This is a genomic window from Nocardia sp. CA-151230 (assembly GCF_050942175.1).
In the GTDB taxonomy this organism is placed as follows: Bacteria; Actinomycetota; Actinomycetes; order Mycobacteriales; family Mycobacteriaceae; genus Nocardia.
Map to the genome: position 1 here is coordinate 6,195,093 of NZ_CP192061.1, position 22,759 is coordinate 6,217,851.

At 67.8% G+C, this 22,759-nt stretch carries 25 protein-coding genes; 11 read left to right on the forward strand and 14 right to left on the reverse strand.

What is annotated here, in order from left to right:
• Positions 1-12 precede the first annotated feature (12 nt).
• From ACQP1O_RS29195 to ACQP1O_RS29205, 3 genes are all read right to left on the reverse strand, one after another.
• Positions 13-720: an ABC transporter ATP-binding protein gene (locus tag ACQP1O_RS29195; RefSeq protein WP_433561645.1), complete on the reverse strand. Its 708-nt coding sequence runs from the start codon at positions 718-720 to the stop codon at positions 13-15.
• On the reverse strand, positions 717-1,838 hold the full coding sequence (locus tag ACQP1O_RS29200) for an ABC transporter permease (protein ID WP_433561646.1): 1,122 nt from the start codon (positions 1,836-1,838) through the stop codon (positions 717-719). Before ACQP1O_RS29200 ends, ACQP1O_RS29195 begins: the two co-directional genes overlap by 4 nt.
• 85 nt (positions 1,839-1,923) lie before the next feature.
• Positions 1,924-2,457 (reverse strand): LppU/SCO3897 family protein, encoded by a 534-nt coding sequence (locus tag ACQP1O_RS29205; protein WP_433561647.1) that lies wholly within the window; start codon positions 2,455-2,457, stop codon positions 1,924-1,926.
• 78 nt (positions 2,458-2,535) lie between these two features.
• On the opposite strand from ACQP1O_RS29205, the gene ACQP1O_RS29210 reads away from it, so the two are divergent.
• Entirely contained in the window at positions 2,536-5,337 is a 2,802-nt protein-coding gene (locus tag ACQP1O_RS29210; RefSeq protein WP_433561648.1) for a LuxR C-terminal-related transcriptional regulator, read from the forward strand.
• Positions 5,338-5,389: 52 nt separating this feature from the next.
• Here the strand turns inward: ACQP1O_RS29210 and ACQP1O_RS29215 are convergent, their stop codons facing one another.
• Positions 5,390-5,731, reverse strand: a complete 342-nt coding sequence (locus ACQP1O_RS29215) for a putative quinol monooxygenase (RefSeq protein ID WP_433561649.1) — start codon at positions 5,729-5,731, stop codon at positions 5,390-5,392.
• Between the two features lie 61 nt (positions 5,732-5,792).
• Between ACQP1O_RS29215 and ACQP1O_RS29220 the strand changes: the two genes are divergently transcribed.
• Positions 5,793-6,119, forward strand: coding sequence for a transcriptional regulator (locus tag ACQP1O_RS29220; RefSeq protein ID WP_433561650.1), 327 nt, complete (start codon positions 5,793-5,795; stop codon positions 6,117-6,119).
• Between the two features lie 48 nt (positions 6,120-6,167).
• Here ACQP1O_RS29220 and ACQP1O_RS29225 read toward each other — a convergent pair whose 3' ends face one another.
• A complete protein-coding gene (locus ACQP1O_RS29225) occupies positions 6,168-7,340 on the reverse strand; it encodes a lipase family protein (protein WP_433567831.1) in 1,173 nt (390 codons plus the stop codon).
• Positions 7,341-7,602: 262 nt separating this feature from the next.
• Positions 7,603-8,085, reverse strand: a complete 483-nt coding sequence (locus tag ACQP1O_RS29230) for a MarR family winged helix-turn-helix transcriptional regulator (RefSeq protein ID WP_433561651.1) — start codon at positions 8,083-8,085, stop codon at positions 7,603-7,605.
• Positions 8,086-8,167: 82 nt separating this feature from the next.
• On the opposite strand from ACQP1O_RS29230, the gene ACQP1O_RS29235 reads away from it, so the two are divergent.
• Positions 8,168-9,412 carry an FAD-dependent oxidoreductase gene (locus ACQP1O_RS29235; protein WP_433561652.1) on the forward strand — a complete coding sequence of 415 codons (1,245 nt, stop codon included), beginning with the start codon at positions 8,168-8,170 and terminating at the stop codon, positions 9,410-9,412.
• A 105-nt stretch (positions 9,413-9,517) separates the two neighbouring features.
• On the opposite strand, the gene ACQP1O_RS29240 is transcribed toward ACQP1O_RS29235, so the two are convergent.
• Positions 9,518-10,258 carry an alpha/beta fold hydrolase gene (locus ACQP1O_RS29240; RefSeq protein WP_433561653.1) on the reverse strand — a complete coding sequence of 247 codons (741 nt, stop codon included), beginning with the start codon at positions 10,256-10,258 and terminating at the stop codon, positions 9,518-9,520.
• A 62-nt stretch (positions 10,259-10,320) separates the two neighbouring features.
• Here ACQP1O_RS29240 and ACQP1O_RS29245 point away from each other — a divergent pair, with 62 nt between their 5' ends.
• Positions 10,321-10,740, forward strand: coding sequence for a MarR family winged helix-turn-helix transcriptional regulator (locus tag ACQP1O_RS29245; protein WP_433561654.1), 420 nt, complete (start codon positions 10,321-10,323; stop codon positions 10,738-10,740).
• Positions 10,741-10,777: 37 nt separating this feature from the next.
• On the opposite strand, the gene ACQP1O_RS29250 is transcribed toward ACQP1O_RS29245, so the two are convergent.
• Together ACQP1O_RS29250 and ACQP1O_RS29255 are read right to left on the reverse strand one after the other, a co-directional pair.
• Positions 10,778-10,990, reverse strand: coding sequence for a hypothetical protein (locus ACQP1O_RS29250; RefSeq protein WP_433561655.1), 213 nt, complete (start codon positions 10,988-10,990; stop codon positions 10,778-10,780).
• Between the two features lie 70 nt (positions 10,991-11,060).
• On the reverse strand, positions 11,061-11,708 hold the full coding sequence (locus ACQP1O_RS29255) for a TetR/AcrR family transcriptional regulator (protein WP_433561656.1): 648 nt from the start codon (positions 11,706-11,708) through the stop codon (positions 11,061-11,063).
• A gap of 241 nt (positions 11,709-11,949) precedes the next feature.
• Here ACQP1O_RS29255 and ACQP1O_RS29260 point away from each other — a divergent pair, with 241 nt between their 5' ends.
• The 3 genes from ACQP1O_RS29260 (at position 11,950) to ACQP1O_RS29270 (ending at position 15,296) form a co-directional block, all read left to right on the forward strand.
• Positions 11,950-13,134, forward strand: coding sequence for an LLM class flavin-dependent oxidoreductase (locus ACQP1O_RS29260; RefSeq protein WP_433561657.1), 1,185 nt, complete (start codon positions 11,950-11,952; stop codon positions 13,132-13,134).
• A gap of 4 nt (positions 13,135-13,138) precedes the next feature.
• Positions 13,139-14,206: an alcohol dehydrogenase catalytic domain-containing protein gene (locus ACQP1O_RS29265; RefSeq protein WP_433561658.1), complete on the forward strand. Its 1,068-nt coding sequence runs from the start codon at positions 13,139-13,141 to the stop codon at positions 14,204-14,206.
• Positions 14,207-14,447: 241 nt separating this feature from the next.
• On the forward strand, positions 14,448-15,296 hold the full coding sequence (locus tag ACQP1O_RS29270; RefSeq protein WP_433561659.1) for a ParA family protein: 849 nt from the start codon (positions 14,448-14,450) through the stop codon (positions 15,294-15,296).
• On the opposite strand, the gene ACQP1O_RS29275 is transcribed toward ACQP1O_RS29270, so the two are convergent.
• Together ACQP1O_RS29275 and ACQP1O_RS29280 are read right to left on the reverse strand one after the other, a co-directional pair.
• Positions 15,269-15,802: a hypothetical protein gene (locus tag ACQP1O_RS29275; protein ID WP_433561660.1), complete on the reverse strand. Its 534-nt coding sequence runs from the start codon at positions 15,800-15,802 to the stop codon at positions 15,269-15,271. The genes ACQP1O_RS29270 and ACQP1O_RS29275 overlap by 28 nt on opposite strands.
• 399 nt (positions 15,803-16,201) lie before the next feature.
• The gene (locus tag ACQP1O_RS29280) at positions 16,202-16,402 is read right to left on the reverse strand and encodes a hypothetical protein (protein ID WP_433561661.1); all 201 of its coding nucleotides are present in this window, start codon (positions 16,400-16,402) and stop codon (positions 16,202-16,204) included.
• A 383-nt stretch (positions 16,403-16,785) separates the two neighbouring features.
• Here ACQP1O_RS29280 and ACQP1O_RS29285 point away from each other — a divergent pair, with 383 nt between their 5' ends.
• The 3 genes from ACQP1O_RS29285 to ACQP1O_RS29295 are packed head-to-tail and all read left to right on the forward strand — an operon-like array spanning position 16,786 to position 19,539.
• Complete coding sequence (locus ACQP1O_RS29285; protein WP_433561662.1) at positions 16,786-17,550, forward strand: ATP-binding cassette domain-containing protein; 765 nt, start codon at positions 16,786-16,788, stop codon at positions 17,548-17,550.
• On the forward strand, positions 17,547-18,530 hold the full coding sequence (locus ACQP1O_RS29290) for an ABC transporter permease (protein ID WP_379429426.1): 984 nt from the start codon (positions 17,547-17,549) through the stop codon (positions 18,528-18,530). Before ACQP1O_RS29285 ends, ACQP1O_RS29290 begins: the two co-directional genes overlap by 4 nt.
• 28 nt (positions 18,531-18,558) lie before the next feature.
• Complete coding sequence (locus ACQP1O_RS29295) at positions 18,559-19,539, forward strand: ABC transporter substrate-binding protein (RefSeq protein WP_433561663.1); 981 nt, start codon at positions 18,559-18,561, stop codon at positions 19,537-19,539.
• 60 nt (positions 19,540-19,599) lie between these two features.
• Here ACQP1O_RS29295 and ACQP1O_RS29300 read toward each other — a convergent pair whose 3' ends face one another.
• From ACQP1O_RS29300 to ACQP1O_RS29310, 3 genes are all read right to left on the reverse strand, one after another.
• A complete protein-coding gene (locus ACQP1O_RS29300) occupies positions 19,600-19,881 on the reverse strand; it encodes a hypothetical protein (RefSeq protein WP_433561664.1) in 282 nt (93 codons plus the stop codon).
• A gap of 224 nt (positions 19,882-20,105) precedes the next feature.
• Entirely contained in the window at positions 20,106-20,993 is an 888-nt protein-coding gene (locus ACQP1O_RS29305) for an alpha/beta fold hydrolase (protein WP_433561665.1), read from the reverse strand.
• Positions 20,994-21,119: 126 nt separating this feature from the next.
• Positions 21,120-22,085: an NAD(P)/FAD-dependent oxidoreductase gene (locus ACQP1O_RS29310; RefSeq protein WP_433561666.1), complete on the reverse strand. Its 966-nt coding sequence runs from the start codon at positions 22,083-22,085 to the stop codon at positions 21,120-21,122.
• Between the two features lie 82 nt (positions 22,086-22,167).
• On the opposite strand from ACQP1O_RS29310, the gene ACQP1O_RS29315 reads away from it, so the two are divergent.
• Positions 22,168-22,752 (forward strand): helix-turn-helix domain-containing protein, encoded by a 585-nt coding sequence (locus ACQP1O_RS29315; protein WP_433561667.1) that lies wholly within the window; start codon positions 22,168-22,170, stop codon positions 22,750-22,752.
• The last annotated feature ends 7 nt before the right edge of the window (positions 22,753-22,759 follow it).

The following is a 22,759-nucleotide window of genomic DNA, read 5'->3' on the forward strand; positions in this document are numbered from 1 at the left end:
CCTCGTAGGGGGTTACCCGCTCAGTCTCCCATCCACCAGGGTGAGCACTCGATCGCAGTGGCCGAGGATGTCGTGATCGTGGGTGACCATGATGGTGGCCACCTTCCGCTCGCGGGTCTGCCGGGCCAGCAGCTCGATCACCTCGTGGCTGCGGGCACGATCCAGCGCCGCGGTGGGCTCGTCCACCAGCAGCAGCGTCGGGTCGGTCGCGAGCGCGCGGGCGATGCCGACGCGCTGACGTTCCCCGCCGGAGAGCTGATGCGGCCGCCGCCCCGCCTTCGCGGCCATACCGACGGCGGCGAGCAGGGCACCCGGATCCGCTGTGCCGCTCGAAGCCGGTGCGGTGCCGCGCTTCCGCCCGCCGGTGCGATCGAGCAGCCGCACCTGGTCGCGGGCGGTCAGCGCGGGAATCAGATTCCCGGTCTGGAACACGAACCCGATGTGCTCGCGGCGGAATCGCGCCAACTGCCGCCGGGACAGGGTCGTCATCTCGGTGCCGTGCACCAGCACCTGCCCGGTGTCGGGCCGGGCCAGCCCGCCCGCGACCGCGAGCAGCGTGGATTTGCCCGATCCGGACGGTCCCACGACGGCCAGCAGCTCGCCCGCCCGCACGGTCATGTCGATGCGGTCCAGGGCCGCCACGGCATGGTCGCCGCTGCCGAAGGTCAGCGAGACATCGCTGAGCGAGATGCCCTGGCGGACAATCGATTCGACGGTCATCGCTGCGCCCCCAGAGCCTCGAGCGGGTCGACCCGCGTAACGCGCAATGTGGTCAGCACCGCGCCCAGCATGCCCATCACGATCAGCAGTGCCGCACCGACCGCAACCGCGCCGGGTTCGAGCGCGAAGGGCATGCCGCCGACGAACCGGCTGCCGCCCACTCCCACGCCGACCCCGGCGGCCGTCGCGGCGACGAGCACGATGGCGGCCTGGATCAGGCTGTCGCGCAACAGATATCCGGTCGAGACACCCAGCGCCCGCAGTACCGCCAGCTCGTGGGTGCGCTGCACCGTCCAGACCATGAAGAACGCGCCGACCACCAGGGCCGAGATGGCGTAGAGGAAGACCCGGATCAGGGTCATGGTCGACATTTCCGCCGAGTAGCCGGGAGAAGCATCGAATGAGGCCGACAGCGTCATGGCGTGCGTGCCGGCGGCGCGATCTCCCGCCGCCAGATCGATGCCGCCGGGCCGCGCGCGCAGCGCCACGGCATCGGCCTCGTGATAGATCTCCGGCCGGGCGATGTCGCCGGCCCGCAGTCCGGCGTGGATCTCCTGCCAGAGTCGCAGCGGCACATAGGCGACGTTCACATGCCCGAAGGTGCGTTGTTCGGCGGTCGCGCCGACGACCCGCAGGGTGGTGCCGATGCGGTCGATGATCACCACATCGCCGATGCGGACGCCCTTGTCGAGGGTGGTCGGGCTGACCACGATGCCGTCCGGCGCCCCGAGCCCGGACCCCTCTGCCGGGCTCGGGGCCAGAAACGAGCCCGGCTCGACCCCGAACAGCGCGAGATCGATCGCGACCCCGTTGCCGGTCTTCGCATTGACCAGCGTGTTTCCGAAGAGCGCCGCATCGGCGACATCGCCGCGCCCGCGCCAGGCCGCGAGCTGTCCGTCGTCGACCGTGCTGCGGGTGAAGGCCGATTCCGTCTCCGTCTTCGGCGCGAAGGCGAAGGCGTCCACGGGCATGGCCTTCAATCCCGAGACACCGTCGTCGACCAGGCCCGACGACAGGCCCGCCAACATCACGATGAGCACCGCGATCAGGGCGACGACCGCGGCCATCAACCCGAATCTCGCTCGCGCGAACCACAGTTCGCGCACCGCCAGGAACATCCGAACTCCCTTGTCCGGCGCCGGGCACTTTTACCGACGCACCGTCGGGATGTTACCGACAGTGCGTCGGGAAAATCTGAGGGGGTCAGAGCTTCTTCAGGCAGAAGGTGGTCCGGGGTTCGGCCAGGGTGATGACGCTGTCCGCGTCCTCGCCGCACAGCGTTTCGTCGGATTGGCCGTCGATGCGGGTCAAGACCTGGAAGCTGGCGTTGGAGGTGCCGCATTCGGCGTACTGGTATCCGGTCAGCATGCTCTCGTGATAGCAGGCGCCCTGCTTGAAATTCGGGGCCAGGCACAGATATGCCATGGACATGCCATTGAGGGTTTCCTCGTACGAGGTGTAGTCGGCAGCGCAATCGGTTTTGCTGCTGTAGACCTTGACGACCTGGTATACCGCCTTCGGGGAACCGCAGTCCACCGGCGCGGTTTTGGAATCGATCATCGAGCCTTCGATGACATCGATACAGTCGCCGACCTTCGAGCGGCCGGTATCGGATTTGCCCGCGTCCTTGACCACATCGGCGCCCTTCTGCACGGCGGAACAACCCGCCAGGGCCACGGCCGCAATGGCCAGGATCACGGGGACCAGCCGCCGCGCACTCGACGAATTCCTCTGCATGTGAAGCTACGTACCTCTCCCACTCGCCAATCGATCGAACCCGGACTACCCAACCCGTTTCCGCACGCCACAGCATCCGTGAAACCACGGGATCGGGGCAGCGGCCGGGACGCGAGGGGTGCCGGGTTAGGCTCACCCGAAGGCCGTTCACTCGGAAAGGAGTGCGCGATCCAGCCATTCGTCGGCCGCATCCGCGAACTCGCCACCCTGAACGAGGCCTGCCACGCTCCCGGTGGAGACGGCGTATTCCTGGTCGAAGGCCCGGCCGGAATCGGAAAATCGCGGCTGCTTTCGGAATTCGCGGACGGGCTCGAGCCGGGCCGATGGCGGACGGTCGCCGTCGCGGGCACCGAATACGACCAGCCCACACCGCACTATCTCGTACTCGATATCGCGGATCGACTGGGCGGCACGGCAGACGAAATCGGGACCGATACCCGGAAATCGGCCCGATGGATTCGGCAGCGGCTCGAAGCCACCCCGACACTGCTGATCGTCGACGATGCGCACTGGGCCGATACCGCCTCGATGCGGGTGCTGGCGCTGCTCATTCGGCGGCGGCCGGAATCGGCTCGCATTGTGCTGGCCTATCGCGAAGGGCAATTTCCGGAATCGCTCGGATCCGCGCTGCGAGCGCCGGGTGTCGCGAGCACGCACCTCGCGGTGCCGCCGCTGTCCGATGCCGATGCGAGAGCGCTGCTGCCGGAGTTGCCGGCGGGCCGGTGCACGCAGGTGGTGGCGGCGGCGCACGGCAATCCGCTGTTTCTGCGACTGCTCGCCGAACTCGCCCCGGCCGATTTCGATGCCGCGATTCGAGGCGGGGATCCGGCCGCGACGCCGGCGGATCAGACCGCCCTGGACCGGACGATCCGGGCCGAGCTGGCCCACCTGCCCGCCCGGGAGCGGCTGGTCGCGCAGGCGATCGGGGTGTGCGGCGGCACCGATGACGCGGAACTGCTCTGCGGCACGGCCGAAGTCGCACCGGCCGACCTGCGCGAGGCGATCGACGACCTCACGCGGCGCGGCTGGGTCAGCGTCACCGCCGGCCTGGTGAGCTTCCGCCATCCGCTGATTCGCGCGGCGGCGTACCGGCTGGCCGGGCAGGGATGGCGGGCGGCCGCGCACGCTCGCGCGGCACAGGTGCTCCGCGCCAAGGATGCGCCCGTCCTCGCTCGGGCCCGCCACCTGGAACACGCCCTCGGTCGCGACGAGCTCGCGGCGGGCGAATTGCTCTGCGCCGCCGAGCAGGCCCTCGGTACCGTTCCGGCCGCCAGTGCGCGCTGGATCGCCGCGGCCCTGGACGCTCTACCGGATTCGGGTGGGCGCGCCGATGTTCCGGCCCGCGTCCTGCTCGGCCGGGCGCTGCTGCTGTCGGGATCCGCGGAATCCGCACGCGAGACCCTCGAACCCCTGCTGCCGGGAACTGCGGGCGATCCCACCCCCGAGCAGGTCGAAGCGGTTCTCCTCTATGCGCGCGGCGAACGGATCCTCGGGCGCGTGGAAAGCGCGCGAAACCTGTTGACCCGGCTGGTCGATCGGCCGGGCAGTCACGAACACGGGCCCGCCCGGCTGGAATTGGCCATCCTGGAGATCCAGGACAACCGCGACGCCGAAGGCGCGGAACGAGTCCGGCAGCTGTTCACCTCCGAAGCCGTGCACGATCCCGCCATGCGCGCGGCCGCGGTGACACTGCGGAGCATGGGCCGGCTCAATGGCCTCGACCTGCGCGCCGCCGAAGCCGACTACCGCGTCGCAGAGCGGGAATTCGCGCAGCTCACCGACACTCAGCTGCTCGACGGCATCCACGCCGTCTCCGCCCTCGGCTGGATGGCGTACTTCCTCGACGACCAGCGCACCGGCCTCACCCACATCGAGCGCGCCATCGGCGTCAGCCGCCGCCGCGGCCGCAGCTTCATCCTCCCCGAACTCCTGACGGTACAGGCCTACTCGCTGGCCAAGCTGGGACGCTACTCGGACGCACTCGCCGCAGCCGATGACGCCGCCGAGACCGCCGAACTCTACGCGTACCCAGGCATCGCCCCACTGGCCGGAGCCCTCAAACTCCGTGTCCTGGAGGCAACTTCGCCGCGCGCAGACGTCTTCCAATGCTGGCGAGACCTCAACGCCCTCCCCCGCCCGGCCGTCCGCTGGTGGCGCGGCGCGGTCGAAGCAGCCCTCCTGGAGCTGGCCGCCCGCCTCGACCTGGAGGATCCGCCCACACAACAACCGATTCCCCGCGCCGCAGCGCGCGGCGGCCGTTTACACCCGATGAGAGCGGCCGAGCTCTCTGTCGCGTGCCTGAGCGCCGTCGATCGAGGTGACCTCGACGTGGCCGAAACCATGCTGGCCCAGGCGGAGGATGTGGCCGAGCGCCTGGGCTTACCCGGCGCGCTGGCTGCGGCAGCCCGGGCTCGGGCCGGATATCTCTGCGCCCGTGGGGATCTCATATCCGCCGAACAGGCTGCCGAGGCGTCCGCCGAAGCATACGCACGGGCCGATATGCCCGTGTTCCGCGCGCAGGCCCTGTTGGTGGCGGCGCAGATCGCCGGGCAGCGCGGCGATTTCACCACCGCCACCGCCCGAATCGCCGCCGCACGCACCGAATTCGCGGCAGCCGGAGCCACGGAACTGCAACGTGCCGCGACGGCCGTCCAGCGTCGGCTGGCGGGACATCGAACGGTCGCCGGCGAGACGCGACTGAGCCAGCGGGAGCGCGAGGTCGCCGAGTTGGCTGCCACGGGCCTCGCCAACAAGGAGATCGCGGCCCGGCTCTACCTGAGTCCGCGCACCGTCGAGGATCACCTCGGCCGCATCCTGCGCAAACTCGGTTTGACCAGCCGTGCCGGAATCGCTTCTCGGCTGGCCGAATTGGCCGATTGACCGCGAGAGCACTCGGCGCCGATCGTCATCGCCGTGGACGAGGTCGCGCGCGTCAGGCCGGGATCGGGCGGGGGTAGGGGCTTTGCATCGAGAGATAGCGGATTTCGAGGTCGCGTTCGAGGTAGTCCATGCGGTGCTGCCAGAAATCGCGCATGTGCGGGAGTTCGAGGTGGCGGTCGAGGTCGGCTTTCGAGCGCCAGACCTCGTAGAACACGAAGGTCGAGGGGTCGTCGGCGTCTTCGTGGAAGTGGTATTCGAGCGCACCGGCTTCCGCGCGGGTCGGTGCGACGAACGAGCGGAGTAGCTCTCGGAGTTCTTCCACGCGTTCGGGTTTGGGGTGGGCCAGGCCCATCAGCGCGAAGGGGGTGCGATCATCAGGTACGAGATCTGTCATACCTCCGGACGCTAGCCGGACGTGAGGTACGATGCAAGTCGTACCTGAAGGAGGTGGGCGGATGGCCGACGATGAGCCGGAGCTCGAGGACATGGAGCTCGCCGCGGTGCTGGCGGCCCTCGCCGACCGGCATCGCCTGGAGGTCGTCCTGACCCTCCTCGCCGATGCCGATGGCGCGGAACGGCATTGCAGTTCGTTCGGACTCCCGGTGTCGAAAGCCACTCGGACACACCATTTTCGAGCGCTGCGCCAGGCAGGCTTGATCCGTCAGGTCAACCGCGGCAACAGCAATATGGCCCAGCTGCGCCGAGGCGACCTGACGCAGCGCTTCCCCGGCCTGGTCGAGTTGCTGACCGCCGAGAACGCACGCCGCGCCGCCACGAAATAGCGCACTACCCGAGCAGATGGTCCGGCGTGGTCCGCGACACCGCCGTCGTCACGAACTCGCGCCGCAGCTCACCGGGACCGGATCCCCACGGAAACGTGATTCCACATAGTTCCACGCGTCGGCGAATCCGGCGACGGCCGTGGTCATGTGCTCGGCGATTTCGAAGGGCCGGAATACCAGCGGCACACCGGCCTTGCAGTACCGGTCGGCGACCTCGGCGACCGGATCGAAGAAGGTGAGTGTGTCGAACCGCCCCTGCCAGAAGTAGGTCGGGACCGCCGGCGTGCGCGGGAAGTAGCGCAGGCTGTTCTCCCGCAGCACCGCGTGCGCCTCCGGACTGTCCATCAGACTCTTGGACGCCGCCATCTGGTCGGCATTGCGGAAGGCGCCGTGGAACAGCAGGAAGCGACGGCAGGCGTCGTGGGTGAATTCGCGGAACCAGAGCCCGTTCTCATTGAGCTGGTCCGAGATCGGCAGGCGGTTCGGGTATTCACGCTCCAGGCCCATGGCCGCCGCGAAGGCCAGGCCGAAGCCCGGGTGCGGCTCGAAACCCAGCGAGAGCGCCATCTGCTCCAGATCGGCCGGAATGCCCCCGGCCACAACGGCATCGAGCTTCAGGTCCGGCGCGTACTCGGGTTGCAGAGCAGCGGCCCAGGCGGTCGCCATGCCGCCGCCGGAATACCCGGCAAGCGCGACGGGCGACTTCCCGAGTCCCAGTTCGGTGGCCTTGCGGACCGCCTTCACGCTGTCCAGGGTCACCATGCCGCTGAGCTTGGCAGCGCCGTAGGCGACATTCGGCCCCAGATAGTCGGGCAGCGAGATGGCCCAGCCGCGCCCGATCGGCAGCATGGCGCCCACCCCGTCCTGGAGCTCGCCGTTGAACAGCGACCGCGACGGATTACATTGCGCGCCCAGGGAATTGATGAGCGCCTGATACGACACCAGCGGCGGGTTCGATACCCCCGCCGGGAGCAGCACCGTGGTCATGCCGAGGATCGGCCGGCCCTGGGAGTCGGTACTGCGGAAGGCCACCTGCCAGCCCTCGGTGCCCACGTACAGCCCGGTATCGATCTTGCGTGTCCGGACCACGTCACCGGGCGCGAGCGCACCCAGATCGGCCGGCGGACCGTAGAACGGGTCGGGATCCTGCGTGGGGTACAGGGGTTGAGCCGACACGGGGGCGGTGCCTATCGCCCCCGCGGTCAGGATGCTCAGAGCCAGGACCACAGCCCTGACGGACACTGCGAACAACGACGTCCCTCACACTTCAGTCGTTCTCATCTCGCTCCCGACCGCGCGCGAAAGAACGATCGACCAATAAAGCAATGGATTGGCATTCGGCACGGCCGAGCCTGTGAACCGGAAGAGCATGCGTCAGCAAGTCTTTCGCGAATCGTGCAGTGACGCTACAGCTAACTCACCAGAACGTCCAGTTATTCGGACAATTCCGGCACGAACTGTCAGTACGGATGACTGTGCTCGACTACGAACCCCGAACCGCCTTGGGCAGGGCCGAAATTCGCTCGCGGTGGCGTTGCTGGAGTTCGCGGCTGCGGGTGAGGAAGTCGAGGATGGTGCGCAGCTCGGCGGCCGACGAGGCCGCCATCTCGGCCGCACCCTCCTCGGCAATGGGCCCGTATATCTCCCAGGCCCGGGCCATGGTCGCCGGGGTGATGCGGACCAGCACCTTGCGCCGGTCGCCCGGTTCCGGCTCCCGGGTGACGTGACCGAGCTTGGCGAGCCGATCCAGCATCGTCGTGACACTGCCACTGGTCAAACCCAATTCGGCCGCCAGCGCGCCCGGCGTCGACTCACCCCGGACCAGCACCTCGAGACAGCGCAGGTCGGTCCGATTGACGCCGAGCACGGTCGCGGCAGCCTGGTCGACATCGTCGACGGCCGCCTGCAACGCCTGGGACTCCCGTCCGACCCTGGCACGCAACTCGTCCAGATTTTCTCTTGACATTCAAACCTCTCGATCGTCAAACTATCAATATCTTGATAACCAAGATACATCACGATCAAGAAAGCTCCGAGGGAGACACGGCATGAAGAAGGCACTGGTCATCGGCGGCGGCATCGCCGGTCCCGTCACCGCGATGGCACTGCAGCAGGCCGGTTGGGAAGCGGTCGTCTACGAGGCCTACGCCGACACGGCCGCCGGGCAGATCGGCGCATACCTGACGGTCGCGGTGAACGGCCTGTCCGCGCTGGCCGAGATCGACGCCCACCACATCGTCATGGACACCGGCCACGCCACCGACACACTGAGCTTCTACACGAGTGCCGGCAAGCACATCACCGACATGCCCATCGGCGGCACGCTGCCCGACGGCACCGTGACCCACAGCGTGAAGCGGCGCGACCTGTACCGGGCACTCAATGCCGAAGCCGCGCGGCGCGGTATCCGATACGAGTTCGGCAAGCGACTCGTCGACGCGGAACCGACTGCCACGGGCGGCGTCGTCGCCACCTTCGCCGACGGCAGCCGGGCCGAGGCCGACCTGCTCGTCGGCGCGGACGGCATCCACTCCCGCACCCGGGAGATCATCGACCCGAACGCACCCAAGGCCCACTACCTGGGCATCTACGGCCTGGGGGGATTCGTCACCGACCCGGCCCTGGTTCACGAACTCGGTTTGCGGCCGGGCGTTTACAGCATGATCTTCGGCAAGAAGGCCTTCTTCGGCTACCTGGTCGCACCCGGCGGCGAGATCTGGTGGTTCGCGAACATGCCCGGCGCACAGGAACTTTCGAAGCAGACGGTGGCATCCACGGCGCCCGCGCAGTGGCGCGACCAGCTGGCGCGGATGCTGGCGGCCGACCGGGGCCCCGCGGCCGCCATCGTCGCCGCGACCCCCGACGCCACCTTCGTCACCGGCTTCAACCAGTACGACATGCCGTCGGTCCCCACCTGGCACAACGACCGCATGGTCATCATCGGCGATGCCGCCCACGCGGTGGCCTCATCCTCGGGCCAGGGCGTCTCCATGGCCGTCGAGGACGCGGTGACCCTGGCCATCTGCCTGCGCGATCTGCCCGAGACCGCCACCGCCCTGGCCGAATTCGAGCACCGCCGTCGCGACCGGGTCGAGCGGGTGGTCGCGCACGGCGCCGAAACCAGCGGCGACAAGGCCCAGAGCGGCCTGGCCCGCTTCCTCGTCCGCCAACTGACGCCGTTCTTCCTGAAGAAGGCCGCCAAGCAGGGCGTGGGCGCACTGAACTGGATGTTCGACCACCGGATCAGCTGGTCCGGCGAATCAGCCGACCGGCCGGTCCACCCGAGCGCCTAGTCCGGGCCGTGCAGTCGCCGACCACGCCGGCCCGTCGTGCGATCAACCCGAATCGTCCCGCCGGCAACGAGATTCGCCGACACGAGCACGCCCCGACTGCGGGCGTCAGGCGCCTACCCGGAGCCGACGCAGGTAGGCGTCGAGGTGAGCGAACGTTGCCCCGGGCTGCTCCAGGTGCGGGAGATGGCCTGCGGCGGCGATGATTTCGAGGCCGGCGTTGGGGAATGCTGCGGCATAGGCGGCCGCGTAGGCGGAGGTGGCGATGCCGTCGCTTTCGCCCCAGAGGAGCAGGGTCGGCAGGGACACCTCGGGTAGCCGGGCGGCCAGCTCGGGATCGTGCATGTAGGGGTCGCCGGCGTAGTGGCGCAGTGCGGCCACGTTCGCCGCGCGTGCGGCCGATTGTTCAGGGGTCGGCTCGGGAGCATTCGACAGGGCTCGGGCCGGGTCGTGCCATGAGTACTGCGCGAGCTGTTCGGGGGTCAGCGCGAAGATGTCGCGGATCGGCGCACCATCGACCCGGATGCCGACGGCGTCGATGAGCACCAGGCCCGCAAGGCGATTCGCGGTGTCCCGGACCGCCATCTCGGCGGCGATCCAGCCGCCGATCGAGGATCCGACGACGACCACCTCGCGCAGGTCCCGTTCGGCCAGCAGCCGCAGATACATTTCGGCGAGGTCGGCGATGGTGTTCACCTCGGCGGGGCGCGAGGTTCCGTCCCAGCCCGGATGGGTCGGAGTCAGGACATTTGCGGTCTTCCCCAGATGCGCGGCGATGGTGGCCACGCTGCCCGGCCCCGCGCCACCGTGCAATACGAGAATGTCCGCGCCGGTATCCGATTCACTCATGGCCACTCCTTGACTAAACATGTTGATATAAACAAGTTTAGTCAGCCTGATAGCCTGTGTCCATGGCAGGTGATTTGCAGGCCCTGGGCCGAGCCATCAAGCAGGCGCAGTACCGCCACCACCGCGCACTCGACAGCAGGCTCACCACCGTGGGCACCACGCTGGCGCAATGGGATGCGCTGCGCGCCATCGAGCGCGAACCGGGGTCGTCGGCGCGAGCCTTGGCGGAGGAGACCTTTCAGAGCGAGCAGGCCTTCGGCACGCTGGCCAACCGACTCGCCACTCGCGGGCTCATCGAACGCACCCCCGGCCGCGGCCGCCTCATCGAGCACCGTTTGACCGCCGAGGGGCGGCGCACGCTCGCGGCCGGAAACGCGATCGCCGACAGTGTCCTGGCGGAATCCTTCGCGGAACTGTCGGCCGCGGAGCGCAAGACGCTGCAGGCGCTACTGCAGCGAGTGGGCCCCGGCTTCCGGGCCTGACGCACCCGATCGGATTGCGGGACCGCCGAATCGGCGCTCAGCTGGCGAGGGTGCCCGGGGCGTCGGCGACTTCCGGGAAGCGGCGGCGCAGGCCGTCGAGCTGGCGCTGGACCGCGGTCAGGTCGGCCTGGGCGCGGGTCTGGGCTTCAGGGCGCGAGACGTATTGCAGCTCGCGGGTCAGCATGTCGGCGTGGCTCTGGAGCTCTCGGGCCAGGACACGGGCCTGGGCGAGTTCGGGATCTTCGGGCATCGGCAACCGCTTTCGAGCTGGGAGTGGGCGAAGTATGTCATGTTTCGTCCACCCGTGCGTCACCGCCGATTCAGCGGCCGGTTCCGCCCAGCAAACGGTCGAGGCCGCCGATGAGGAAGACGACCTGGTCCTCGTAGAGGGCAGCCAGTTCCTCCGCGGGGGGCGGGGTCGTGCCGGGATGCCATTCGTCCGCGCGGCTCAGAGCTTGCAGGAAACCCATGAGCGAGATCGCCCAGCGGGCTTCCAGGCGGCTGGGATCCGAGCGCGGAAAGGCGCGGCGGAGCTGCACGTGCAGCTGATCGGGGAGGTCCTGCTCGGCGGCGGTGAGGGCGGGATGCGAGTGCAGGGAGAGCTGGGTGACGATCTTGATCCAGCGCATGCCGCGGGTCCGGTGCTGCAGCAACAGGTCTCGATAGGGCTCGGTGACCGCGCGGACCAGAGTCTCGGCGGTGGGCGGCTCGGGGCGGGCGGCGAGCACGTCGGCATTGGCGCGAATGCGGTCGCGGACGGTCGCGCCGAGATCCAGCAGCACGGCGGCGATCAGGTCGTCCTTGGTGCCGAAGTGGTAGTTGACCGAGGAGGGGCCGAGGCCGGCGGCGGCGTTCACCGCGCGCACCGAGACCGCGTCCACGCCGTGGGCGGCGAACAGTCGCTCGGCGGTTTTCACCAGCCGGGTGCGGGTCGCGTTGCCCTGGCGGTTCTGCATGGGGACGGTCACGGCATGAGCTTGGCACATCGGAGGCGCGGGGTCGGCATCGCGGGGCCCGGAACTGGTTCGACAATCCGATTTCGGCACAGCACAGCGCTCATTATCGACGTTGAATCAGCTTATTTACCTGCGTTTTTGAATCATGCCCACTCACCGGGACAGCCAAACTTATGGATCAGTTGATCCATGTTTACTCGGGGAACCGCACCGGGCGACGAAGCCCGGGGCACTGGGTGAAGGAGATCCATCCGTGTGGACCGCTGAATCGATGAAATTCGGGGCCTTCCTGGCCCCGTACCATCCCCTCGACGCCGACCCGGCCCTCCAGCTGCGTCGCGACATCGATCTCATGGAACACCTCGACCACCTCGGCTTCGACGAGGCGTGGATGGGCGAGCACCACTCGACCGGAGCCGAGATCGTGCCCGCGCCCGACGTTTTCATCGCCGCGGCCGCCGAACGCACCGAGCGGCTGCGCTTCGGCACCGGCGTGGTGTCGCTGCCCTATCACCATCCGCTGGTCACCGTCGACCGCATCACCCAGCTGGACCTGCAGACCCGTGGCCGCCTGATCTTCGGCACCGGCCCCGGCAAGATCCCGCTCGATGCGCACATGATGGGCATCAATCCGTCGGATCAGCGCCGCCGCCAGGGGGAGGCGCTCGAGGCCATCCTCGCGCTACTGCGCGGCGAGGTGGTGAACATGACCACCGACTGGTTCACCCTGCGCGACGCCCGCGCCCAGCTGCCGACCTACGATCCGGCCGGCATCGAGGTCGCCACCGCCTCGACCATCTCCCCCAACGGCTCGGTGCTGGCCGGCACGCACGGGCTGTCACTGCTGTCGCTGGCGGCCAGCTCCCCCATGGGTTTCGAAGTGCTGGACCGCAATTGGGGCGTCTACGAGAAGGTGTGCGCCGAGCACGGGCACACCGCCGATCGGTCGCGGTGGCGGCTGGTCAATCCGATCTTCCTGGCCGAGACCCGCGCCGACGCCGAGCGCGCGGTGAGCCGCCGCATAGGCTCGATGGCCGCGTACGTGAACCGGCAGACCGGCGAGCAGCCGGCGTGGGCGGACACTCCCAAGGGCATCATCGATCACTGGCGCAATGACAACCTCGGCGAATTCGGCCAGGCCATCATCGGCACGCCGGACGAGGCGATCGCGCGCATCGAGAAGCTCATCGAGAAGACCGGCGGGTTCGGCACCATGCTGGTCCTGCACGTGGACATGGCCGGCTGGGAGGACACCAAGCGCAGCTACGAGCTGTTCGCCTCGGAGGTGATCCCGCACTTCAGGAATCGCAACCGCCGCCGCGAGGACAGCCTGCAGTACGCGCAGGACAACCGCGAGCTGCTGATCGGGCAGCTGGTCACCGCGATCACCAAGGCACACACCGACTACTACGGCGAGACCGCCGCGACGGGAGCGTGATCCCATGCGCGCCACACAGTTTCTGAACGGGCAGTTCTCCCCCGCCGAGGTGGCCGAGCCGCCCGCACCGGGTCCGGGGCAGTTGCGGATCGCGGTGGCCGCGTGCGGCATCTGCGGCAGCGACCTGTCCATGTCGAAGGATCCGTGCCGGTTCGTGCAGGTGGCGGCGGACAGCGGGTATCCGCTGGCCACCTTCGACACCGAGCGACCGGTCGTGCTCGGGCACGAGTACGCCGGAACCGTCACCGAAATCGGTGCCGGGGTCACGGATTTCGCGGTCGGCGACCGCGTCGCGGGGATCGGGCTCGCCACCGAGGCGGCGACCGGCATTCCGACGATCATCGGGTACTCGAACGACTATCACGGAGCGTTCGGCGAGAGCATCGTGGTGGACGCGTTCTGGGTGCGGCACGTGCCCGAGGGGCTGTCGCTCGAGCACGCGACGCTGGCCGAGCCACTGCACGTCGGCGAGATGCACGTGCAGCAATCCGGTCTCACCGCCGAGGATTCGGCGCTGGTCATCGGCTGCGGAACCATCGGGCTGGGCGCGATCATCGCCGCCAAGGCGCACGGGGCACGGCTGGTGGTGGCTTCGGAACCCTCGCCCAAGCGGCGGGAGCTCGCTCGGGCGGTCGGTGCGGACATCGTGGTCGATCCGAACGAGCAGGATCCGATCGAGGCGTGGATGACGGCGGTCGCGCAGGGCGACAGCGTGGTGGGCCAGTCGGGTACCGGCATTCTCATCGCCTACGAATGCAGCGGGCGCGCAGGGATTATCGGCACGCTCATGCGGACCATGCCGTTCAACTCGCGGATCCAGGTGCTGGCGGCGCCGTTCGCGGACGAGCCGATCATTCCGGTGGTCGGGCAGTTCCGGCGGATCGCGGTCAATTTCGGGCACGGGCCGTACGAGAACGCCTACGACATCACGCTGGAGCGACTGGCGGCCGGGGCGATCGACGCGGAGGCGTTGATCACCGGGCGGGTCGGGCTGGACGGGGTGGCGGATGCCTTCACGGCGCTGCGGAATCCGGAAGAGCACGTGAAGATCCTGGTGCTGCCGGATCACTGAAGGTGATATGCCCGGTTCATCCGGGTTCGGTGAGGCGGGCGTCGTGGTCCAAGTGCCCCGGCGACCCGCCACACCACTCTTCGGCTGATGACCGGCATGTGCCGGGCTCCACCCTTGTCCGACATGCTGGTTCATCGCCCGGATTGTGAAAATCACTGGTAGATCGTCGCACTTGCCGACGTGCGAAAGGACTCCGGAGCGGGTCCGACCGATCCGCCACGTGACGGGTTAGGCTGGCGAAATGTCGGCAAACATTGCTGTTGAGGAGGCCGGGGCGACCGGAGGCGAAGCCCAGGTGATTGCGCTGTGCAATCAGAAGGGCGGCGTCGGGAAGACCACCTCGACGGTCAATCTGGGTGCCGCGCTTGCCGAGTGCGGGTTGCGCGTGCTGCTGGTGGACCTCGATCCGCAGGGGGCGCTGTCGGCGGCCCTGGGCGTCGCGCACCACGATCTCGAACTCACCGTCTATGACCTGCTGGGCCGGTCGGCGCCGCCGATCGACGACGTGCTCATCAAGACCGGCGTCACGAACCTGCATCTGCTGCCCAGCAATATCGATCTGTCGGCGGCGGAGATCCAGCTCGTCAACGAGGTGGGTCGAGAGCATTCGATGCGCCGGGTGCTCGATCCGATCCGGGAACGCTACGACTACATCCTCATCGACTGTCAGCCGTCGCTGAGCCTGCTCACCGTCAACGCGCTCGCCTGCGCGGACGGGGTCATCATTCCCATGGAGTGCGAGTTCTTCTCGCTGCGCGGGCTGGCGCTGCTGAACGACACCATGGAGAAGGTGCGCGAACGGCTCAATCCGCGTCTCGAGCTGTCGGGCATCGTGGTCACCATGTTCGATCCGCGGCTGCTGCACTGCCGGCAGGTGCGGGACCGGGTGGCGGAGACGTTCAAGGCGGAGCTGTACGACACGGTGATCTCGCGGACCGTACGGTTCCCGGACTCCACCATCGCGGGTGAACCGCTCACCACGTGGGCACCGAAATCCCGTGGTGCGGAACAGTATCGGGAGTTGGCGCGGGAGTTCCTGAAGCGTTCGGGGCGGCCGATGGGTCAGCTCGCGATGTCCACGATGCAGTAGCCCTGGGTCGCGGCGCGCAGGGTGAAGGTGAGCACGGTGGTGACGGCGGAGGAATTCGTCACCGGGACGGTCACGGCCGCGCCCGTGTCGCCGGTGCGGGCCGTCATCCGGTCGGCGTCGAAGGCTGTTGTGCCGGTGAGCCTTCCGGGGTTGTTGGCCAGGGTCGAGCCCGCGCAGACGAGGGGATACCTGCCCTCGGTGTCATCGGGCTGGAGCGGCTGCCCGATCCAGCGGGACAGGTAGCGGCGCACCGTGTAGCGGGCGTCGTCCTCGGTGTAAGCGGGCTGGGCGGGGGCGGATTGCGGCGGCGCCGTGGTGGTCACCGGCGCCGGGGTGGTCGTGGCCGCCTGCGAGGTGGTGCCCAGCGTGTCGAGTGAACCGGTCGGCACGGGCCGCGCCTTCTCGGAGGAGTGCGCGGTGTGCGGAGTCTGGGCACAGCCGACGGCCAGCGCGCACAGCGCCACAGCGGGGAGCACCTTCAACGCGTGGAATCCAAGGCGGGTCACCGATCCCACGATAGCGGTGTTTTCCATATCCGCCTCGACGCGAGGAGATCATCGGTCCGCTCGGTGAGCCGACCGGACGTCCGTCGTTCTCGATGTTTGCGTGTGGCGGGCAGCGTTGGCATGCACGGGGATACGGCATCTGAGCGGGAAAAGGGCGCTGGCATCGTTGGTTGGGTGTATTCAGCGTTTCTGCGGACTGATTGCGGACTCTGTTCGAGTCCGATCGCGCGCGGCGGCACTCGTAGATCTGTCGTCGCGGTTGTCGTCACCTCGAACAAATGGAAGGGCGGGATGAATTGATCATCCCGCCCTTCTGGTGGGACAGACGGGATTCGAACCCCTCCCCTGAGCAGGGGGATGCTCAATCCGCTGACCGGAGGCCGCGCGGCTGGCGCGGACTCATTGACCCCCGTTGTTCTCAGGAATCGAGACCGTGCAGGCCGAGGGCTGGATCACTTTGACCACCGCGCAGATGACATTGACGGCAGACCCGGCCGAACCCGTGGCCGAACCGGTCGACGACGATTCGGCTGCGGCCGAACCCGTTCCGGCGGTGAGGGCCGCCGCGGTGAGCACGACGAGGGCAAGGGTACGACGCATGAGTATTCCCCGATACTTGATGTGAAACAGTTGCGCTTCGCAAGATACTGCCTCACCCCGTACCGAGAACCCCGTTTCGGCCCGATGTTTCAGCGACCAGGTCCGGCCCCGGTCACTTCTTGCAGACGGTCCCGGGCGTCCAGGTCGGATCGGAGGACAGGGAGGCCGATCCGGTGGCGGGCGCCTTGAAGATCGTGTCAGTACGACCCTGACCCTGGGCCTCTACGGCCATCTGTTTCCGGACGATCTTATGGGGAGTGCGCAAACCTCCAGCGCTCAAAATGGCCAACTGCCAGCGGTTTCCTGAGTGCCTCGGGTAAGGTTCGAGTCTCAATTGGGCGGACCGGACGTCCGCTGAGTCGATGTCGCCGGGGTGATCGCCGATGCCAGCCGTGGTATTGGAAGCCGAAGGGCTTCAGAAGCGGTACGGCGGCGTAGAGGCATTGCGCGGGGCCGGTTTTCAGGTCGGTGCGGGCGAAGTGGTGGCGTTGATCGGCGACAATGGCGCCGGGAAATCCACACTGGTGAAATGCCTTTCGGGGGCCGAACAGCCCGACGGCGGGCGGATACTGCTGGATGGCAAACCCGTTCGGATGGCGTCGCCGACCGCGGCGCGCCGGCTCGGGGTGGAGACGGTCTACCAGGATCTGGCCGTGGCTCCCGATCTCGATCCCGCCGCCAATCTCTTTCTCGGGCGCGAGTTGCTCCGCAAGGGGCTGCCGGGACGGCTCGGAATGCTCGATCGCGATGCCATGAGAACGCAAGCGGCCGAGCACTTTCAACGACTCGGTGTCGTGCTGCCCAGTTCGGATGTGCCGATCGGGTCGCTGTCGGGCGGGCAGCGGCAGACGGTCGCGGTGGCGCGGGCGGTGATGTGGGCCAGTCGGGTCGTCTTCATGGACGAGCCGACCGCGGCGCTGGGCGTGGTGCAGCGGGAGAGAGTGCTGGATGTCGTTCGCCGCGTGCGCGATCAAGGTATCGGGGTGGTGCTGATCAGCCACAATATGCCCGAGGTGCTGGCCGTCGCCGATCGTATCGAGGTGCTGCGGCTGGGGCAGCGGGTCGCCCGCTTCACCGCCGCCGACGCCACGCTGGAGCAGTTGGTGGGAGCCATGACCGGCGCGCTGACGACGGAGGATCAGTCATGAGGCGGCTGGCCGGGACCGGCACGTTCTGGATCGGGTGCGTGCTGGTCGTGTTGTACGCCGCGTTCAGCATCGTGCGGCCGGACGCCTTTCCGACGCGATTCACGCTGCAGACCTTGCTGATCGAGACGTCGGTGCTGCTGGTGCTGTCGATCGGGATGACATTCGTGATCGTCACCGCGGGCATCGATCTGTCGGTGGGGATGGTGCTGATCTTCTCCGGGGTGCTCGCGGCCAAAACCATGGAGTGGCTCAGCCCCGGCGAGGATGCGACGCACGCGGGCTGGGGCATCATTCTGCTCGGGCTGCTGATATCGCTGGCGGGCGGGGCGCTCTGGGGGCTGGTGAACGGAATTCTGGTGGCCAAGGCCAAGATTCCGCCATTGATCGTGACACTCGGGTCGTTCGGGGCGGCGCTGGGGGCGGCGCAGTTGATCACCGGCGGGGTCGATACCCGCACAGTTCCCGGGAAGCTGCGCGACTCACTCGGTTTCGGCACCATGCTGGGCGGGATTCCGGATCTGGTGCTGGTGGCGGTCGCGGTGACGGCGGTCGGCGCCTGGCTGCTGCACACCACCCGGTTCGGCCGGTACACCTTTGCGATCGGCTCCAGCGCGGAGGCCGCGCGGCGGGCCGGGATCGGGGTCACGCGGCATCTGATCCTGGTGTATCTCATGGCCGGAATGCTCTCGGGCCTGGCCGGCTTCATGAATCTCGCCTATTTCGGGACCACGACGATCGCGGGCCACGGGACCGACAATCTCGATGCCATCGCAGGGGTGGTGATCGGCGGGACCAGTCTGTTCGGCGGGGTGGGGTCGGTGCTGGGCACCGTGATCGGGGTGTTCATCCCGTCGGTTTTGCGCAAGGGCTTCGTCATCGCGGGAGTGCCGGTGTTCTGGCAGCCCATCGCGGTGAGCGTCGTGCTCGTGGCGGCCGTGTGGTTCGACCAGATCCGCAGGCGGTCCCGGGACCGGAAATAACACAACGCAGTTCGAAGGTGAGGGCCTGATGATGAGGACCGGTGGACGGGCGGCCGTACTGGCCGGCGTAGTGGTGGCGGTGGCCGGCCTACTGGCGGGATGCGGTGGCTCGGTGAGCAATTCGGGCAAGGCCGACGCGAAGAAGCTGGTGCTCATCCCCGGCGTCGCCAACGAGCCCTTCTACATCTCGATGCAGTGCGGCGCCCAGGACGAGGCGAAGAAACTCGGATACTCCCTGGACACCCAGGCCCCCACCCAATTCGATGCCTCGCTGCAGACACCGATCGTCACCGGCGTCATCGCCAACAAACCCGGTGCGATCCTCATCGCGCCCACCCACGCCCAGGCCATGGCCAGCCCGATCAAGCAGGCCGAGGATGCGGGCATCAAGGTCGTCGAGGTGGACACCGCGCTCGACGACACCTCCATCGCCCTGTCCTCCATCTCCTCCGACAATGTGAAGGGCGGGCAACTGGCCGCGGTCACCCTCGCGAAACTGGTGGGCGACAAGGGATCCGTACTGGTGATCAACACCAAGGCCGGCACCTCCACCACCGACCAGCGCGCCCAGGGCTTCGAGGACGAACTGAAACAGAATCACCCGGGCATGTCGTCACTGGGCGTCCAATACAACAACAACGAAGCCGCCCAGGCCGCCTCCATCGTCACCGCCACCCTCGCCGCCCACCCCGACCTGGCCGGTATCTTCGCCACCAACCTCAGCTCCGCCGAAGGCGCCGCCACCGGCCTCCGCAATGCCGGCAAACTCGGCCAGGTCAAAGTCGTAGGCTTCGATGCCAGCCCCAAGCAGGTCCAGGATCTGAAGGACGGCACAGTCCAGGCCCTCATCGCCCAAAACCCCTCCGACATAGGCAAACAGGGCGTAGACCAGGCCGACGCCGCCCTCCAGGGCAAGCCGGTCACCCGCAAGATCCAAACCGACATGATCGCCATCACCGCCGACACCATGTCCACCACCGACCAGTACTTCTACAAGAGCAAGTGCTGACCGGACCTCACCGTATTCCGAATATGAAGGCGGAGCAGACGCAGCCCGGTAGGGCGCGAATCAGTCCTTCTGGCGCTCGACACGGTGCGACAAGCGCTGGGCGAAAGTTTCCGTCCACACGGCCGATTCCGATTCGTCCGGGAGCTCGACGGCGCGTCTACCCGCCCGCGGACTGCCCACGCGCCCACCCTGTTTCACGCCGCCGGGCCGCGCCTGCAATGCCAGAACCCGCACGCCCCACGACACGTAAGCCTCCACGCTCATCCCCGCGCACTCCGCCGCATCGCGCAACGTGAGCCAATCATCCTCGCCCACCGTCACCACAATGTCCTTGCTCGACATAACAATCCACGTTAGACCTTGCGGACCGTCCAGACTCGTCAGTGGCCTGCAAATATCTCGTTCAGCCGCTGATCGCCCTGTCCGGACAGTCGAAGGAACCCCACCCCGCGCGCCGTAATACCGAACGCCAGCGAACCGGTCGTATCTCGCAGTCACGCGTAATTCGTTGCGGCCGAGCGCATCACGCTGAAGTGGGTTCGCACCGACTGGACCGACAAGCTCGCTCAGCTTTGCGACGCGTGTCGTTGGATGAGTTCGTATACGGACTCGGGGTCTTCTATTTGGGGGTAGTGACCCAGACCCGGCAGTCGAGTTACCGGCGTGTTCGGCCTGAGGTTCAGAACTGCTTGCAGGACGGCCTCGGTGCAGATGGGATCCAGACCCGCCCAGCCGAGTTCCAGCGCGCCCGTCCAGGTGCGTATTGCCTTGTGCCAGCGCGTGGAAGTCGGGGGTGTGACACGTTCGTGGTTGTAGTAGATGAGCTTGTCGAGCATGCGGTGACCGTCGTTGTGGGACAGCAACGACCACTGGTCGGCTTCCTCCTCAGCGGTGAGGGGATGCGCCGCGGAGAAGATACTGCCGAACGAGCGACGGAAGTAGAATTCGCTCGTCGCTCGGGTGACGAGCGGACCGAGCCGGCTCAGCAGGAGTTTCTGTCCGAGCAGCAGGCTGGCCTGTTCGCGGACCAGGCTCGCATTGAACAGCAGAGCCGATTTCAGCGTGAACGACAATGTTCCATCGATGTCGCGGGCAAGGAGTTCGGTGGCGACCGAGCTGCCCATGTCGTGGGACACCATGACGACGGGTTCACCCGCGTACCGCTGCGCGAGTTCCTCGGCGATATCGGCTTGAATTCGCAACGAGTACTGCACATCTCGCGGCTTGTCGGACAGCCCGAAGCCGAGGAAGTCGAAGGTGAGCAGGCGGTGGCCGTCGATCGAGTGGAAGGCGTCCCGCCAGTCGTAGGAGCTGGACGGGTAGCCGTGCAGGAGCAGCAGCGGCGGCAGGTCCGGGGAGCCTTCTCGTTCGCGGACGAAGATCCGGTGGCGTCCGACCTGTTCGAAGGTGCCCGATCGTTGCCAGGCCGCGACGCGTGGGGTCAGGTCCGCCATCTCTACCCTCCCGTGGGCGACAGCCGTCGGTTCGCCTTCACCCTAACAAATTGCACTGTCCATGCAGATTGTTCGCGGGGCGAACGGGCGGAGGCCGGACCGGCGTGGGCCGGTCCGGCCGGATGGTCAGGCGGTGACCAGGGCGCGGTGAGCTTCCACCGCCAGACGGGTTTCTTCGGTTACCAGGTCGGCGTTGATGTGGGCACCGGCCATGGCGCCGGCGGCGGCGGAGTTCCCTACCTGGGCGGAGATGTCGGTGACGTTGCCCGCGGCCCAGACACCGGGGATCTCGGTGCGGCCGGTGGGGTCGGCGGGGATGTATTCGCCTGCGCCGCTGGGGTGCGAGGTGGGGGTCAGGCCGAGATCTGCCAGGAAGGCGGTGCGGGCGACCATGCGGGTGGGGGCGGCCAGGATCTCGCGGGGGACGGTGGTGTCGTCGGCCAGGCGGACGCCGGAGATTCGGTCGGCACCGATCTCTACGGCGGTGACCTCGCCGGTGACGACGCGAATTCCTCTGGCCGCCAGCTGTTCCGACTCCTCCTCGGTGGGAGGGGTGTTGGTGTGGGCGAAGTAGACGACGTCGTCGCTCCACTGGCGGAAGAGGAGGGCGAGGTGAATTCCCATGGGGCCCAGGCCGAGGACGCCGATCGGGCGGTCCCGGACCTCCCAGCCGTGGCAGTACGGGCAGTGGATGACATCGTGGCCCCAGCGCTCGCGCAGGCCCGGGATATCGGGGAGTTCGTCGACCAGGCCGGAGGTCACCAGCAGCCGGCGGGCGCGGATGGACGGCCCGTCGGCCAGGGCGACGACGAATTCCTCTCCGTCCCTGACGATTCCGGTCACCTCGCCCGGAACCACGTGTCCGCCATAGCCGCGCACCTCTTCGCGACCCCGCGCCAGCAGTTCCGCCGGCGGCACGCCTTCGCGGGCGAACAATCCGTGCACCCCGTCCGCGGGCGCATTACGCGGACTGCCCGCGTCGATCACGACCACCGAGCGCCGCGCTCGGGCGAGCATGAGCGCCCCGTTCAGTCCGGCCGCGCCGCCGCCGACCACCACCACGTCATAGCTGCTGTTCAGCTGATCGGTCATTGATGACCACCTCCTGCCCACGACCATGCGAACCATGTCGCGATCCTGGCAACCTTCTTTGCCGATATGGCAAACTGACGTCATGACCGAGGATATCGACAGAGCCCTGGAGGGGGTGGGACTACGGCTGCGTGAGCTGCGCAAACAACGCGAGACCACGCTGGCGGAGCTGTCCGCCGAGACCGGCATCTCGGTGAGCACGCTGTCCCGCCTGGAGTCCGGCGCGCGCCGCCCCACCCTGGAGCAGCTGCTCCCGCTGGCCCGCGCCCACAATGTGACCCTCGACGAACTGGTGAACGCCCCGCTCACCGGCGACCCCCGCGTGCACATGCGCCCGATCAACCGGGGTGGCATGCAGATGCTGCCGCTGACCCGCCGCGTCGGCGGCATTCAGGCCTTCAAGATCGTACTGGGCCCGAAATCCGGTCGCACCGAACCCAATCCGCAGACCCACGAGGGCTACGAGTGGCTCTACGTCCTCAACGGCCGGCTCCGGATGATCCTCGGCGCGCACGACCTCATCCTGCACCCGGGCGAGGCCGCCGAATTCGACACCCGGGAACCACACTGGTTCGGCGCCGCCGACGACGAGCCGGTCGAATTCCTCAGTCTCTTCGGCAAACAGGGCGAGCGGGCCCACTTCCGTGCCCGCCCCAAGGAAGACTGACGGGCTC

Coding starts and splice junctions, on each gene's coding strand:
- ACQP1O_RS29295 (WP_433561663.1), top strand. CDS start 18,559: ATGATGAGGACCGGTGGACGGGCGGCCGTACTGGCCGGCGTAGTGGTG.
- ACQP1O_RS29300 (WP_433561664.1), bottom strand. CDS start 19,881: ATGTCGAGCAAGGACATTGTGGTGACGGTGGGCGAGGATGATTGGCTC.
- ACQP1O_RS29235 (WP_433561652.1), top strand. CDS start 8,168: ATGAAGAAGGCACTGGTCATCGGCGGCGGCATCGCCGGTCCCGTCACC.
- ACQP1O_RS29280 (WP_433561661.1), bottom strand. CDS start 16,402: ATGCGTCGTACCCTTGCCCTCGTCGTGCTCACCGCGGCGGCCCTCACC.
- ACQP1O_RS29270 (WP_433561659.1), top strand. CDS start 14,448: ATGTCGGCAAACATTGCTGTTGAGGAGGCCGGGGCGACCGGAGGCGAA.
- ACQP1O_RS29230 (WP_433561651.1), bottom strand. CDS start 8,085: ATGTCAAGAGAAAATCTGGACGAGTTGCGTGCCAGGGTCGGACGGGAG.
- ACQP1O_RS29240 (WP_433561653.1), bottom strand. CDS start 10,258: ATGAGTGAATCGGATACCGGCGCGGACATTCTCGTATTGCACGGTGGC.
- ACQP1O_RS29305 (WP_433561665.1), bottom strand. CDS start 20,993: ATGGCGGACCTGACCCCACGCGTCGCGGCCTGGCAACGATCGGGCACC.
- ACQP1O_RS29250 (WP_433561655.1), bottom strand. CDS start 10,990: ATGCCCGAAGATCCCGAACTCGCCCAGGCCCGTGTCCTGGCCCGAGAG.
- ACQP1O_RS29290 (WP_379429426.1), top strand. CDS start 17,547: ATGAGGCGGCTGGCCGGGACCGGCACGTTCTGGATCGGGTGCGTGCTG.
- ACQP1O_RS29265 (WP_433561658.1), top strand. CDS start 13,139: ATGCGCGCCACACAGTTTCTGAACGGGCAGTTCTCCCCCGCCGAGGTG.
- ACQP1O_RS29200 (WP_433561646.1), bottom strand. CDS start 1,838: ATGTTCCTGGCGGTGCGCGAACTGTGGTTCGCGCGAGCGAGATTCGGG.
- ACQP1O_RS29315 (WP_433561667.1), top strand. CDS start 22,168: ATGACCGAGGATATCGACAGAGCCCTGGAGGGGGTGGGACTACGGCTG.
- ACQP1O_RS29215 (WP_433561649.1), bottom strand. CDS start 5,731: ATGACAGATCTCGTACCTGATGATCGCACCCCCTTCGCGCTGATGGGC.
- ACQP1O_RS29285 (WP_433561662.1), top strand. CDS start 16,786: ATGCCAGCCGTGGTATTGGAAGCCGAAGGGCTTCAGAAGCGGTACGGC.
- ACQP1O_RS29195 (WP_433561645.1), bottom strand. CDS start 720: ATGACCGTCGAATCGATTGTCCGCCAGGGCATCTCGCTCAGCGATGTC.
- ACQP1O_RS29205 (WP_433561647.1), bottom strand. CDS start 2,457: ATGCAGAGGAATTCGTCGAGTGCGCGGCGGCTGGTCCCCGTGATCCTG.
- ACQP1O_RS29220 (WP_433561650.1), top strand. CDS start 5,793: ATGGCCGACGATGAGCCGGAGCTCGAGGACATGGAGCTCGCCGCGGTG.
- ACQP1O_RS29310 (WP_433561666.1), bottom strand. CDS start 22,085: ATGACCGATCAGCTGAACAGCAGCTATGACGTGGTGGTGGTCGGCGGC.
- ACQP1O_RS29245 (WP_433561654.1), top strand. CDS start 10,321: ATGGCAGGTGATTTGCAGGCCCTGGGCCGAGCCATCAAGCAGGCGCAG.